At 65.2% G+C, this 11,373-nt stretch carries 13 protein-coding genes and 2 riboswitches; of the genes, 8 read left to right on the top strand and 5 right to left on the bottom strand.

The genetic code is table 11. The features are described 5' to 3' along the window. Positions 1-152 precede the first annotated feature (152 nt). A complete protein-coding gene (locus VGV07_RS03680) occupies positions 153-731 on the bottom strand; it encodes a YqgE/AlgH family protein (RefSeq protein WP_326867338.1) in 579 nt (192 codons plus the stop codon). A gap of 156 nt (positions 732-887) precedes the next feature. On the opposite strand from VGV07_RS03680, the gene VGV07_RS03685 reads away from it, so the two are divergent. From VGV07_RS03685 to gcvPB, 7 genes are all read left to right on the top strand, one after another. After that, positions 888-1,679 (top strand): protein-disulfide reductase DsbD domain-containing protein, encoded by a 792-nt coding sequence (locus VGV07_RS03685; RefSeq protein ID WP_326867339.1) that lies wholly within the window; start codon positions 888-890, stop codon positions 1,677-1,679. A gap of 60 nt (positions 1,680-1,739) precedes the next feature. After that, entirely contained in the window at positions 1,740-2,237 is a 498-nt protein-coding gene (locus VGV07_RS03690) for a peroxiredoxin (RefSeq protein WP_326867340.1), read from the top strand. 11 nt (positions 2,238-2,248) lie between these two features. Next, positions 2,249-2,839 carry a hypothetical protein gene (locus tag VGV07_RS03695; protein ID WP_326867341.1) on the top strand — a complete coding sequence of 197 codons (591 nt, stop codon included), beginning with the start codon at positions 2,249-2,251 and terminating at the stop codon, positions 2,837-2,839. A gap of 267 nt (positions 2,840-3,106) precedes the next feature. Further along, positions 3,107-3,195, top strand: a riboswitch (glycine riboswitch). Between the two features lie 3 nt (positions 3,196-3,198). Beyond that, positions 3,199-3,282, top strand: a riboswitch (glycine riboswitch). 61 nt (positions 3,283-3,343) lie between these two features. Beyond that, positions 3,344-4,513, top strand: a complete 1,170-nt coding sequence (gene gcvT / locus VGV07_RS03700) for a glycine cleavage system aminomethyltransferase GcvT (RefSeq protein ID WP_326867342.1) — start codon at positions 3,344-3,346, stop codon at positions 4,511-4,513. Then, positions 4,510-4,863 (top strand): glycine cleavage system protein GcvH, encoded by a 354-nt coding sequence (gene gcvH / locus VGV07_RS03705; RefSeq protein WP_326867343.1) that lies wholly within the window; start codon positions 4,510-4,512, stop codon positions 4,861-4,863. Before gcvT ends, gcvH begins: the two co-directional genes overlap by 4 nt. Before the next feature lie 177 nt (positions 4,864-5,040). Continuing rightward, positions 5,041-6,396, top strand: a complete 1,356-nt coding sequence (gene gcvPA, locus VGV07_RS03710; RefSeq protein WP_326867344.1) for an aminomethyl-transferring glycine dehydrogenase subunit GcvPA — start codon at positions 5,041-5,043, stop codon at positions 6,394-6,396. After that, a complete protein-coding gene (gcvPB, locus tag VGV07_RS03715) occupies positions 6,393-7,940 on the top strand; it encodes an aminomethyl-transferring glycine dehydrogenase subunit GcvPB (protein ID WP_326867345.1) in 1,548 nt (515 codons plus the stop codon). Before gcvPA ends, gcvPB begins: the two co-directional genes overlap by 4 nt. Here the strand turns inward: gcvPB and VGV07_RS03720 are convergent. After that, positions 7,828-8,784, bottom strand: coding sequence for an alpha/beta hydrolase (locus VGV07_RS03720; RefSeq protein ID WP_326867346.1), 957 nt, complete (start codon positions 8,782-8,784; stop codon positions 7,828-7,830). The two genes, gcvPB and VGV07_RS03720, sit on opposite strands and share 113 nt — an antisense overlap. Positions 8,785-8,986: 202 nt before the next feature. On the opposite strand from VGV07_RS03720, the gene VGV07_RS03725 reads away from it, so the two are divergent. Further along, a complete protein-coding gene (locus tag VGV07_RS03725; RefSeq protein ID WP_326867347.1) occupies positions 8,987-9,550 on the top strand; it encodes an isoprenylcysteine carboxylmethyltransferase family protein in 564 nt (187 codons plus the stop codon). Positions 9,551-9,744: 194 nt separating this feature from the next. On the opposite strand, the gene VGV07_RS03730 is transcribed toward VGV07_RS03725, so the two are convergent. The 3 genes from VGV07_RS03730 to VGV07_RS03740 form a co-directional block, all read right to left on the bottom strand. Next, a complete protein-coding gene (locus VGV07_RS03730) occupies positions 9,745-10,248 on the bottom strand; it encodes an ATP F0F1 synthase subunit B (protein WP_326867348.1) in 504 nt (167 codons plus the stop codon). A gap of 6 nt (positions 10,249-10,254) precedes the next feature. Beyond that, positions 10,255-10,917 carry a F0F1 ATP synthase subunit B gene (locus VGV07_RS03735; protein WP_326867349.1) on the bottom strand — a complete coding sequence of 221 codons (663 nt, stop codon included), beginning with the start codon at positions 10,915-10,917 and terminating at the stop codon, positions 10,255-10,257. A gap of 134 nt (positions 10,918-11,051) precedes the next feature. After that, complete coding sequence (locus VGV07_RS03740) at positions 11,052-11,279, bottom strand: F0F1 ATP synthase subunit C (RefSeq protein WP_055885023.1); 228 nt, start codon at positions 11,277-11,279, stop codon at positions 11,052-11,054. Positions 11,280-11,373 lie beyond the last annotated feature (94 nt).

The following is an 11,373-nucleotide window of genomic DNA, read 5'->3' on the forward strand; positions in this document are numbered from 1 at the left end:
ACGAACGGACCAAGCTCTCTTACGGTGCTATGCCCAGGGGGTGACGGTCCCGCCCATCCGATCCCCGGCCGGCGGCCACCGACCGGGGATCACCGAACCTGCTACGAGTCGGCGAGAATCAACATGCAAGGGGGTCTGGAGCCACCGAACGCTCACCCATGCCCCGCCGTCGCACTCAGCGTCGCCCGGGTGATCCCCAAGCTCGCCAGCGCCGCATCGTAGCGGTTCTCGATGGGCAGGCCGAACAGCAGCTCTCTGGAGAACGGCACTGTCAGCCAGCCATTGCCCTGGATCTCGGTCTCGAGCTGCCCCGGGCTCCAGCCGCAATAGCCCAGCGCGAACAGCGCGTCGCTCGGGGAATTCTTGAACGCCATGGCCTTGAGGATGTCGAGGGTCGCGGTGAGGCAGATATCGTCGGTCACCTCGTAGGAGTTGCCGACGCGGAAATAGTCCGACGAGTGCAGGACGAAGCCGCGGCTCTTCTGCACCGGGCCGCCGCGCAGCACCTTGCGGTTGCGTACCGCCTCGGGCAACTGGATCAACTCGTCCTTGTCGCCCAGCTGCAGCTCTTCGAGGATATCGGCGAACTTCATGTCCTCGAGGCTCTGATTGATCACCAGCCCCATGGCGCCTTCGTCGCCATGGCCGACCAGATAGATCACGGTCTCACGGAAGCGGTCGTCGCCCATGTCCGGCATGGCGACGAGAAACTGGCCCCTGAGCGACTCCATATCCAACACTCCTGGTACCGGCGAACCGGACATGACCAGTTTAGACTCAGCCCGGCCGCTCTGCCTAGCTTCACGAAGACCTGATCCGCCTTTCTATTTGGGGTGCGCTCGGCTATCCGGAAACCCATGCGCATCCCGGCACTTCTGCTTATCCCCATGCTTCTCACCCCTGCCATCGCGGCCGAAACGCCGTGGCAGGAGATTGCGCCTGGCGCCAAGGTCCGGCTCGTTTCGTCCGATGTACTGAAGCCCGACGGCACCACCATGGTGGCGCTCGAGATCGACATGCCTCAGGCCACCAACACCTATTGGCGCGTTCCCGGCGAGACCGGCATTCCCACCGAGTTCGATTTCACCGCGTCCAGCGGCGTCACCGGGCATGAGGTGCTGTGGCCGTTCCCGCTGATCGAGACCAAGACCGGCTATGTCGATTTCGTCTATCGCGGTTCCACGGTGCTGCCGGTCGAACTGAAGCTCGATGGCAAGACCGCCGACGTCCGGCTCGGCATCGTCATGGGTGTCTGCTCCGACATCTGTGTGCCGGTCACCGCCAGCTTCCAGTTGCCGCTGGGTTTTGCCGCGCCGGACCGGGCTCAGGGCCTTCGCATCGCGCAGGCGTTGGCCCTGACCCCGATGCCATGGGACGAGCCGCGCGACCCCATCGCCTGGGTCGGTTTCGACAGTTCTGCCGACGCCCTCGCCGTGCGGCTCGACGGTACCAAAGTCGACCCGTTGTCGCTCATCGCCGATACCGGTGAGGCGGGGCAACTCTTTGGCGCGCCGCAAAAAAGCCCGGATGGAAAACTAGTGCTCCTGCCACTGCTCGGGGGAGAAAGTAGCCGCGACGTGGAGGGCATGCCCGTCCGGCTCACATTCATGACCGAAATGGGTCCGTTCTCGGTTGAACGGCGGATTTCGCCCGCCGGGTCGACTGTGGCGGGCGACTGATCTAAGGTCCGTCGCGCCCGGGCAGAGGGCGTATGTTCGATCATGGGAGCTTTCACTGCGATGACCATCCAGCGCGGGGACCGGATTCCGTCCGTCCCGGTCAAACTCGTGGGCAATGGCGACACCGTCGACACCACGTCCGATGCCGTTCTCGGTACCGGCAAGGTGGTGTTCTTCGCGGTTCCAGGCGCTTTCACGCCGACCTGCGACACCTCGCATCTGCCCGGGTTTGTCGCCAATGTCGGCAAGTTCAAGGCGCTCGGTGTCGATCGGATCGTCTGCGGCGCCGTCAACGATCACCATGTGACCAGGGCCTGGGCCGAGCGCTCCGAAGCGATCGGCAAGGTCGAGTTCATCGCCGATGGCGATGGCAACCTCGCTGATGCGATGGGCCTGTCCAAACAGATTCCCGGCATGGGCAAGCGCTTTGCGCGCTTTGCCATGATCATCGACAACGGCGTCGTTAAGGACCTCTTCGTGCAGGATGTGGCAGGAGTGACCGTCAGCGGCGCGCCGGCCGTGCTGCTGGCGCTCGAAGCGTCGCGAGTGAATGCGTAAGGAGTAGTCGCATGGGGTTTGTTGATTTGGCGGCGACGCGCGGCGCAAAACTGGTTTCGATGGGCGCTCTGGCGCTCGCCCTTTCGGCCTGCTCGATGGGCAATATGTTCGCGCCCGCCGCGAGCGGTCCGTCGCCGATGGCCACTGCCAACCCCACCCAGCAGGAACTGGCGACCGCCAGCACCAATGCACTGCCGGCGATTGCCACCGAGTGTCCGCCGATCAAGGTGCGCAACGGCGGCGAGGCGTTGTTCTACTATGGCAAGGGCAAGGTCGGCGACGCACGCGCGCTGAACTACCAGGCCGTGATCGAGAAGCAGTCGCGCAATTGCGTGGTCTCCAACGGCCTGATCACCGTGAAGATGGGCATTGTCGGCCGCCTGCTGCTCGGACCGGCCGGCAACCAGACCAGCGTCAACGTGCCGGTCCGCTTCGCGGTGGAGCGTGACGAGGTGCCGCTGTTCTCCGAACGCTACGAGATCCCGGTCACCCTCACGCCGCCCAACCAGTCGGAAGAGTTTGTGAAAGTGGTCGAGAACGTCGCCATTCCCTATACCGGCGGCGAGCAGATCGTCATCTGGGTCGGCTTCGACGGCAAGTAAGCTGGCTCTCTGGTCGGCCTCGACATTGCCCCAAACCCAGCGTCATCCCCGCGAAAGCGGGGATCTCCGTTTCTGGAGGGTGATGTGGGCCTCGGCAACAGTGCTGAAAGGCCGGTGCGCACGGAGCACCCCACCTCTGTCGAGACGCTCTCACCGAGGGTGGGGGGCTCCTCCCGCACCGAACTATCACCACGCCAAATGCGCTTGCCCTGATGTGGGCCGGGGGACTCTCCGATTGACTCCGCCGCGCAAACCCGGCTTAGCATTATCGCAGCAGCGGGAGAGTCCGGTTTCGAGCCGGCGCCGAAGGAGCAACCGCCCCGGAAACTCTCAGGCACCCGGACCGCTGCAGAACTGAACTCTGGAAAGCAGGCGATCTCGCCTCACCGAAGGAGCAACTGACCCATAGGTGGTCAGGAAATCTCTCAGGTTAGCGGACAGAGGGGGCACCGACGCGAGGGCGTTCGCTCGCGCGTTGTCGTGCAACGAGCCCCTGGTGTCCAAATGGCCGATGAACCGGCAGACGATCTCAAGACCGTAGTCCTCAACGACAAGCATGTGGCTCTCGGCGGACGCATGGTGCCGTTCTCCGGCTATTCGCTGCCGGTCCAGTATCCGGCCGGCATCATTGCCGAGCACAAGTGGACCCGCGAGCATGCCGGTCTGTTCGACGTCTCGCACATGGGCCCGAGCTTCCTCGTCCTCGATGACAAGTCGGGCGATGGCGAAGCCGATCATGCCGCCATTGCCGAAGTGATCGAGCCGCTGATCTGCGGCGATATCAAGGGGCTGAAGCCCGGCCAAATCCGCTACACCCTGCTGCTCAACGACGCCGGCGGCACCTACGATGACCTGATGGTCGCACGCCCGGCTGCCGAAGGCTGGGGCGGGGCGCTCTATGTAGTGGTCAACGCCGGCACCAAGGAGGCGGATTTCCAGCGCATCGCCACCGCTGCGCTGGGCCGTGCCACCCTCAACCGCTCCGACCATTGCGCGCTGCTCGCCCTGCAGGGCCCCGAAGCTGCCGCGGTGATCGACGCTATCGTTCCGGCAGCCGCCGAGCTCGGCTTCATGCACTATGCCTCGTTCGACTGGCGCGACACCAAGCTGGTGATTTCGCGCTCCGGCTATACCGGGGAGGACGGCTTCGAGATTCTCGTCGATCCCGAGCATGCCGCCGCCTTCTGGGACACGCTGCTGGCGGATGCCCGCGTCAAGCCGATCGGGCTCGGCGCCCGCGACAGCCTGCGGCTCGAGGCGGGACTGCCGCTCTATGGCCACGATCTCGACGAGACCATCTCGCCGGTCGAGGCGGGGCTCAACTTCGCCATTTCCAAACGCCGCCGCGAAGCTGCCGACTTCCCCGGTGCGCAGCGCATCCTCGCCGAGCTCGGCGGCGTGCTCGATCGCGTCCGTATCGGCCTGACCGTCGAGGGCGCGCCGGCCCGCGAAGGCGCCGCCATCCTCGATCAGTATGGCGCCGAGATCGGCGTCGTCACCTCTGGCGGTTTCGCTCCCACACTCAGTCGCGCCATCGCCATCGGCTTTGTGCCGCCCGATCATGCTGCGCCAGGCACCAGGCTTCAGGTGCTGGTGCGCGGCAAGACCCAGCCGGCGGAAGCCGTCGCCACCCCATTCGTTCCCCATCGCTATGTCCGGAAGGCCAGCAAATGACCAAGTTCACCAAGGACCACGAATACATCACTGCCGACGGGACCGTGGGCATTACGCCCTACGCGCAGGAGCAACTGGGCGACATCGTCTATGTCGAGCTGCCCAAGGTCGGCCAGAAGCTGAAGGCCGGCGATGAAGCTGCGGTCGTCGAATCGGTGAAGGCCGCTTCCGAGATCTACTCGCCGGTCTCCGGCACCGTAACCGCCGTCAACGAAGCGCTCTCGGGCGAACCGGGCCTTATCAACTCGTCGCCCGAAACCGACGGCTGGATCTTCAAGCTTGAGCTCGACGACGCCTCCGAGCTCGATGGGCTGATGGATGCGGCGGCCTATGCTGATTTGACGAAGTGAGCCCATCACGGGCAGACGGCCCCCTCCCGGCCTCCCCCATGAAGGGGGAGGTGCTCTGCCGGTGCGTAGGCACGATTCTGCCACAGCCTCGACCCTTCACCTCCCCCTTCATGGGGGAGGCCGGGAGGGGGCCGTCTGCTTCAGTAACCCACTATTCCTCCCACGGAATCTAAGCCCATGCGCTACCTTCCCCATTCTGAGCACGAGCGGGCCGACATGCTCGCCGTCATCGGCGCCCGGACCGCCGAAGATCTCTTCGCTCGCGTCCCCGCCCATGCCCTGCTGCGTGAGCCGGTGAACCTGCCCAGGCACTCGCCCGAGTTCCTGGTCGAAGCCAGGATGAGGGCGCTGGCCGGCCGCAATCACGCTGCCGGCGATGGCCCCTTCTTCATCGGCGCCGGCGCCTACCGGCATCATGTGCCGGCCAGCGTCGATCACCTGATCCAGCGTTCCGAGTGGCTCACCGCCTATACGCCCTACCAGCCGGAGGTCTCGCAGGGGACGCTCCAGATGCTGTTCGAGTTCCAGACCCAGGTCGCGCACCTGACCGGCATGGAGGTCGCCAACGCCTCGATGTATGACGGCTCGACCGCCACCGCCGAAGCGGTGCTGATGGCGCGCCGGCTTACCCGTCGCAATCGCATCATCCTCTCGGGCGGCCTCCACCCGCACTACCGCGACGTGGTCCGCACCTATCTGGGCGATGGTCCCGATCTCGTCTGCCTGCCGGCCTCGCCGGAAGGGCAAGGCGACATCCTAAACCGCATCGACGGCGAGACCGCGGCTATTGTCGTCCAGACCCCTGATTTCTACGGTCATCTGCGCAATCTCCGCGCTGCCGCTGACGCTGCGCATGCCGCCGGCGCGCTGCTGATCGTCGTGGTCACCGAAGTGGTGTCGCTCGGTCTCATCGAAGCCCCCGGGGCGCTCGGCGCCGATATCGTCGTTGCCGAGGGCCAATCGATCGGCAACAGCCTCAACTTTGGTGGCCCCTATGTCGGCCTGATGGCGACCAAGAAGGAGTTCATCCGCCAGATGCCGGGGCGGCTCTGCGGTGAAACCGTCGATGCCGACGGCAACCGCGGCTTCGTGCTCACCCTCTCCACCCGCGAACAGCACATTCGCCGCGAGAAGGCGACCAGCAACATCTGCACCAACTCGGGGCTCTGCGCGCTCGCCTTCTCCATCCACATGTCGCTGCTCGGCGAAGCCGGGTTGAAGAAGCTGGCCCGCCTCAACCACTTCAATGCGGTTAAGCTCGCCAGGATGCTTGGCACCGTCCCCGGCGTCGAGCTGCTCAACAAGAGCTTCTTCAACGAGATGACCATCCGCCTGCCGGTCCCGGCCGCGCCGGTGGTCGAGATGCTGGCCAAGGCTGAAGTCCTCGCCGGCCTGCCGGTCAGCCGGCTCGAGCCCGACAATCCGGCCTGCGCGAACCTCATCGTGCTTGCCGCCACCGAACTCACCACCGACGACGATATCGCGATGCTGGCCGAGTGCCTCCACGCCGCCCTTTCGGAGGACGCCCAATGAGCATGAACAACCAGGGCCGCCCCACCGGCGTGGGCACGTCCGACTTCACTTCCGTCTCCGGCTCCTCGCTGCTGCCCAACGAGCCGCTGCTGTTCGAGATCGGCGACCGCGAGCATTCCGGCGTCGACCTGCCGGCTGTAACCATTGATGGCAGCTTCCTCGGCGGCTTCGAGCGGCAATCCGAAATCGACCTCGCCGGCCTCACCGAGCCCGAGACGCTGCGCCACTATGTGCGGCTCAGCCGCCTCAACTACTCGATCGACAGCGGCATGTATCCGCTCGGCTCGTGCACCATGAAGCACAACCCGCGGCTCAACGAGAAGATGGCCCGGCTGCCGGGTTTTGCTGACATCCACCCACTGCAGCCGGTCTCGACCGTGCAGGGCGCCCTCGCCATGATGGATGAACTCGCCCACTGGCTGATGACCCTGACCAATACCGCCGCCGTCTGCCTTACCCCCAAGGCCGGCGCGCATGGCGAGATGGCCGGCATGATGGCGATCAAGGCAGCGCAGCAAGCGGCCGGGCAGGGGCATCGCAAGGTCGTCCTCGTCCCCGAGAGCGCCCATGGCACCAACCCGGCCACCGCCGCCTTCCTCGGCTATTCGGTGAAGGCGGTTCCCGCCCGCGACGATGGCACCGTCGACGTCGAAGCGGTGAAGGCGGCCCTGTCGCCTGATGTTGCGGCGATCATGCTGACCAACCCCAACACCTGTGGCCTGTTCGAGCCCGAGGTGATCGAGATCGCCGCGGCCGTGCACGCGGCGGGCGCCTTCTTTTACTGCGACGGCGCCAACTTCAACGCCATCATGGGCGTGGTCCGGCCGGGCGATCTCGGCATCGACGCCATGCATATCAACCTGCACAAGACTTTTTCCACCCCGCATGGCGGCGGCGGGCCGGGTGCCGGTCCGGTGGTGCTGTCGGCGGCGCTGGCGCCGTTTGCGCCCGTGCCGTTCGTCCGGAAGGGCGAGGGCTCCTTGGCCCTGGTCGAGCATGCCGAGAGCCAGCACCTCGGCCGCATTACCGCCTTCAATGGCCAGATGGGCATGTATGTGCGGGCGCTAACTTACATGCTGAGCCATGGTGGCGACGGCCTGGCGCAGGCCGCCAAGGACGCCGTGCTCAACGCCAACTACATCAAGGCGAGGCTCGAACGGGCGTTCTCGGTGCCGTTCCCCGGCCAGCCCGTGATGCATGAGGCATTGTTCGACGACAGCTTCCTCGAGGGCACGGGCGTCTCCACGCTCGATTTCGCCAAGGCGCTGATCGACGAGGGCTTCCACCCCATGACCATGTATTTCCCATTGGTCGTGCACGGCGCGATGCTGGTCGAGCCCACCGAGTCCGAGAGCAAGCAGACGCTCGATCGCTTCTGCGACGTGATGCTGGAACTGGCGGCCGACGCCAAGGCCGGCAACGCCGCCCGTTTTACCAGCGCGCCGCTGAACGCACCGCGCCGGCGCCTGGATGAGACCCGCGCTGCGCGCTCGCCGGTGTTGAAGTGGGAGCGGCCGGAGCTGCTGCCGCAGGCGGCCGAGTAACTTCAGGGGGCGGCGTGGCGGCGGAGGGGGCCGCCACGTCCGCCGCGAAGGCGCCGAGCAACTCGTTGAACCGCTCCGGCTGATCCCAGAACGGGGCATGCCCGGCGTCCGGAATGATGTGGCAGACATTGCCCCACAGGGTCCGATAGTGCAGTCCGGCCAGGTAGCTCTGCCGCGCTACCGGCTCGGCGGCGCCGTTGACGACGGCAACCGGCACGCGCGCCTGCTCGACTGCGAGTTTCTGGTCGGCGACGTCGCCTTTCAACAGGCTGCGGGAGACCGCCACACGCACGCGCCCGTCGGCGCGGCGAATTGATTGCAGGAAAGTCGGCTCGCCCGCGCCGTGGTAGCACATCTCGTAGAACCGTTGCGCATCGCGCTCGGTGAACTGCTCCTTGGTGGCCAGCAGCAGGTCGAGATTGGTCTGGAAGCCGCGCAGCATGGCCACCGCCCCGCGGCCGACCGGCGGTGCGCCGACGATCATCAGCCCGGTCACGCCAGGATGTCGCGCCATCAACTCGATGCCGACATGCCCGCCCAGCGACCAACCCATCACCAGCGTATGCTCGATGCCCTTGTGCTCGAGCACTTCTGCCACGGTCCGCGCCAATCCGTCGACGCCATAGTCGGTGGGGGAAGCAGCATCACCCGATGCGCCATGTCCCGGCAGGTCGAGAGCGATCAACCGATATCGGTCGGCCAGCGCGCTGTTGAATTGCTTGCTGAACACTTTGCGGGAGGCCCCCGAGCCATGCAGCAGCAGCAACGGAGCACCCTTGCCGTCGCTTTCGCTCAGGCGGATGGACGCAGAGTGGGTCTGCACCGTGCTGTGGTAGATCGTCATGCGAGGCCGTCCTGTACGCAAGACGGGATTCTGCCAGACACTCACTACGCCCCGGTCAACCAGCACGGTGAAGCAACGACGAAACGAAAATCTTGCAATTTATCTAAACGCAGGGCGTGGTTGCACAACTCCTGCTTGTTTCGTCGCCAAAGCCTACGTAGCGTGATCGGGAAGCCCAAGTAGCGTCACGGGGGGAATGCGTATGGATTTCATTCTGGATCTGGTCATCAGCCTGGTCAGCATCGCGGTGATTGCGCAGTACAGCTGGTCGCTGAAAGCGCATTTCAACTCGCCGAAAATGCCGACCGGCACGGTGGTGATCTCGATCGTGGTGCTTGCGACCGCGGCGATCTACCTGACCCTGCTGTGGATCGAGACGCAGCCTCTCCTCGCCCTGTCGGTTGGCCTCGTGATCGAGGGCCTGGCGCTCTGGTTGTTCTGGGCGGCGATCAAGGCATCGCGGGCCGCACGGCTCAAGATGGCCTTCGACGTACAAAACCCGCATGGCCTCGTCATGTCGGGCCCTTACCGCTACCTGCGGCATCCCTTCTACACCTCCTACCTGATCTTCTGGATCGGCTGGGCCATCGCCACCTGGTCGCTCTGGTCGCTCGTTCCGTTGGCGGTGATCACGGTGATCTATGTCACCGCTGCGCTGGGCGAGGAGCGGAAGTTCTCCCGCACCCCAATGGCCGCCGACTATGCCAGCTATCGCGAGAAAACCGGCTTCTTCTGGCCGCGCCTGCCGGGCGTGGCGAAGAGCTAGGTGCCGGGCTCAGCTGGCCGACCGTCAGGGCCGTAGAGCGCAGTAGCTGCTGCCGCCTCAATCGTTCGGGAGGGGGAGCCGCAAATGCGGCCTCTTTACCTGCCAATCCACCGCTGGCCTGGACCCAGGCTAACCCTAGAAAAGAAAATGCCCGCTTTCGCGGGCATTTCAATCTTCAGGACTGCAGCCGAACCCTAGTTCAGGCGGGCAGCCACGTCCTTGATCGCCTGATCGACCAGCGCGTCGCCTTTGCTGACGACCTGCTTTTCCAGCAGCACACGGGCGGCGGCGACGGCGAGGTCGGCAGAGCGAGCCCGCACTTCCGACACGGCCTGGGCTTCCGCCTGGGCGATCTTGTCGGCAACGGCCTTCTCGCGACGGGCCACCATGGCTTCCAGCGAGGACTTGGCCTCGGCGGTCAGCCGGAAAGCCTCTTCGCGGGCGGCGGTGACGATGTCCTCGGCTTCCTTCTCGGCCTCTTCGCGGCGACGCGAGTAGTCCTCGAGCAGGGCCTTGGCTTCGGCGCGAAGCGCTTCTGCTTCAGCGAGGTCGGTTTCGATCTTCTTGATGCGGTCGTCGAGCATCTTGCCGATCGTCTTGGGCACGCCGAAATAGACGACGATGCCGATGAAGATGACAAGCGCGATGGTCGCCCAGATGGTGGCGCCGGTGGTGGCGTCGAACCCGAAAGCCCACATGTGCGCTTACTCCTTCGCAGCCGCGGCAACCGCAGCCTTGGCTTCCGCCGCGGTCACGCTGCCAGAGATCTTGGCGACCAGCGCCTGAGCCGTCTCGGCCGCGATGCTGCCGACATTGGCGAGCGCTGCGTCCTTGTCGGCCTGGATGCGGGCTTCCGCTTCCGCCACCCGCTTCGAGAGCCCGGCTTCGACGTCGGCACGACGGCCGTCGATGTCGGCCTTGATCCCGGCACGGGTTTCTTCGGCGATGCCGTGGGCGTTCTTGCGAGCCTCGGCCAGCGCTGCCTCATAGGCGGCGGCGGCCTTCTCGGTCTCCTGGCGGAGCCGCTCGGCTTCCTTCAGGTCGCCTTCGATACGGGTACGCCGTGTTTCGAGGATCGAGCCGATGCGGGGCAGGGCCACGCGGCTCATCAGGAAATACAGCGCCGCGAACGTAATTGCGAGCCAGAGCAACTGGCCACCGAAGCTCGCCGGGTCGAAGGGCGGAAACACCTCCGAATGCGCCTCGGTCGAAGCATGTGTATCGGTCGCGCCATGGGCGTCGGCCGGTGCTGCATGCTCACCTTCGGCGGCATGCTCCTCGGCGGGTGCAACGACCTCGCCCTCTTGGAGCGCGTCGCCACTTTCGGCCTGCGCCACGATAATGATGTCTTGGGCTGAACCCGCCATCTCGAAACCCTTTTGCGGCCGTTAAAGCTCCGGATCGAGACCCGGAGCCCTCATTCGCATTTGTCGCACTTCCGAGCGAGAGACCCTGTGGCCTGCTAGGAAGCACCAACCGGCCTAAGCCGCCTGGCGCGAAATCAGACTGCGAACAGCAGCAGGAGCGCGATCAGGAACGAGAAAATGCCCAGAGCTTCGGTCACGGCGAAACCGAAAATCAGGTTACCGAACTGGCCCTGAGCCGCTGCCGGGTTGCGCAGGGCGCCCGACAGGAAGCTACCGAAAATGTTGCCCACGCCGATGGCGGCGCCGGCCATACCTACGGCCGCAATACCCGCGCCGATAAACTTTGCTGCTTCAGCTTCCATTTGTAGTCTGCTCCATTTTGCGACCGATTGGCGACGCTTGCCGTCGCCTCACTGTGAACCGGCCTAGATCAATGCGACGGATGGATCGCATCGT

The sequence above is a fragment of the Devosia sp. genome, assembly GCF_035944845.1.
GTDB lineage: Bacteria > Pseudomonadota > Alphaproteobacteria > Rhizobiales > Devosiaceae > Devosia_A.

Excerpts from the sequence above, each read along its gene's own strand:
- VGV07_RS03680 (WP_326867338.1), bottom strand. The coding sequence starts at position 731 with ATGGAGTCGCTCAGGGGCCAGTTTCTCGTCGCCATGCCGGACATGGGC.
- VGV07_RS03685 (WP_326867339.1), top strand. The coding sequence starts at position 888 with ATGCTTCTCACCCCTGCCATCGCGGCCGAAACGCCGTGGCAGGAGATT.
- VGV07_RS03690 (WP_326867340.1), top strand. The coding sequence starts at position 1,740 with ATGACCATCCAGCGCGGGGACCGGATTCCGTCCGTCCCGGTCAAACTC.
- VGV07_RS03695 (WP_326867341.1), top strand. The coding sequence starts at position 2,249 with ATGGGGTTTGTTGATTTGGCGGCGACGCGCGGCGCAAAACTGGTTTCG.
- gcvT (WP_326867342.1), top strand. The coding sequence starts at position 3,344 with ATGGCCGATGAACCGGCAGACGATCTCAAGACCGTAGTCCTCAACGAC.
- gcvH (WP_326867343.1), top strand. The coding sequence starts at position 4,510 with ATGACCAAGTTCACCAAGGACCACGAATACATCACTGCCGACGGGACC.
- gcvPA (WP_326867344.1), top strand. The coding sequence starts at position 5,041 with ATGCGCTACCTTCCCCATTCTGAGCACGAGCGGGCCGACATGCTCGCC.
- gcvPB (WP_326867345.1), top strand. The coding sequence starts at position 6,393 with ATGAGCATGAACAACCAGGGCCGCCCCACCGGCGTGGGCACGTCCGAC.
- VGV07_RS03720 (WP_326867346.1), bottom strand. The coding sequence starts at position 8,784 with ATGACGATCTACCACAGCACGGTGCAGACCCACTCTGCGTCCATCCGC.
- VGV07_RS03725 (WP_326867347.1), top strand. The coding sequence starts at position 8,987 with ATGGATTTCATTCTGGATCTGGTCATCAGCCTGGTCAGCATCGCGGTG.
- VGV07_RS03730 (WP_326867348.1), bottom strand. The coding sequence starts at position 10,248 with ATGTGGGCTTTCGGGTTCGACGCCACCACCGGCGCCACCATCTGGGCG.
- VGV07_RS03735 (WP_326867349.1), bottom strand. The coding sequence starts at position 10,917 with ATGGCGGGTTCAGCCCAAGACATCATTATCGTGGCGCAGGCCGAAAGT.
- VGV07_RS03740 (WP_055885023.1), bottom strand. The coding sequence starts at position 11,279 with ATGGAAGCTGAAGCAGCAAAGTTTATCGGCGCGGGTATTGCGGCCGTA.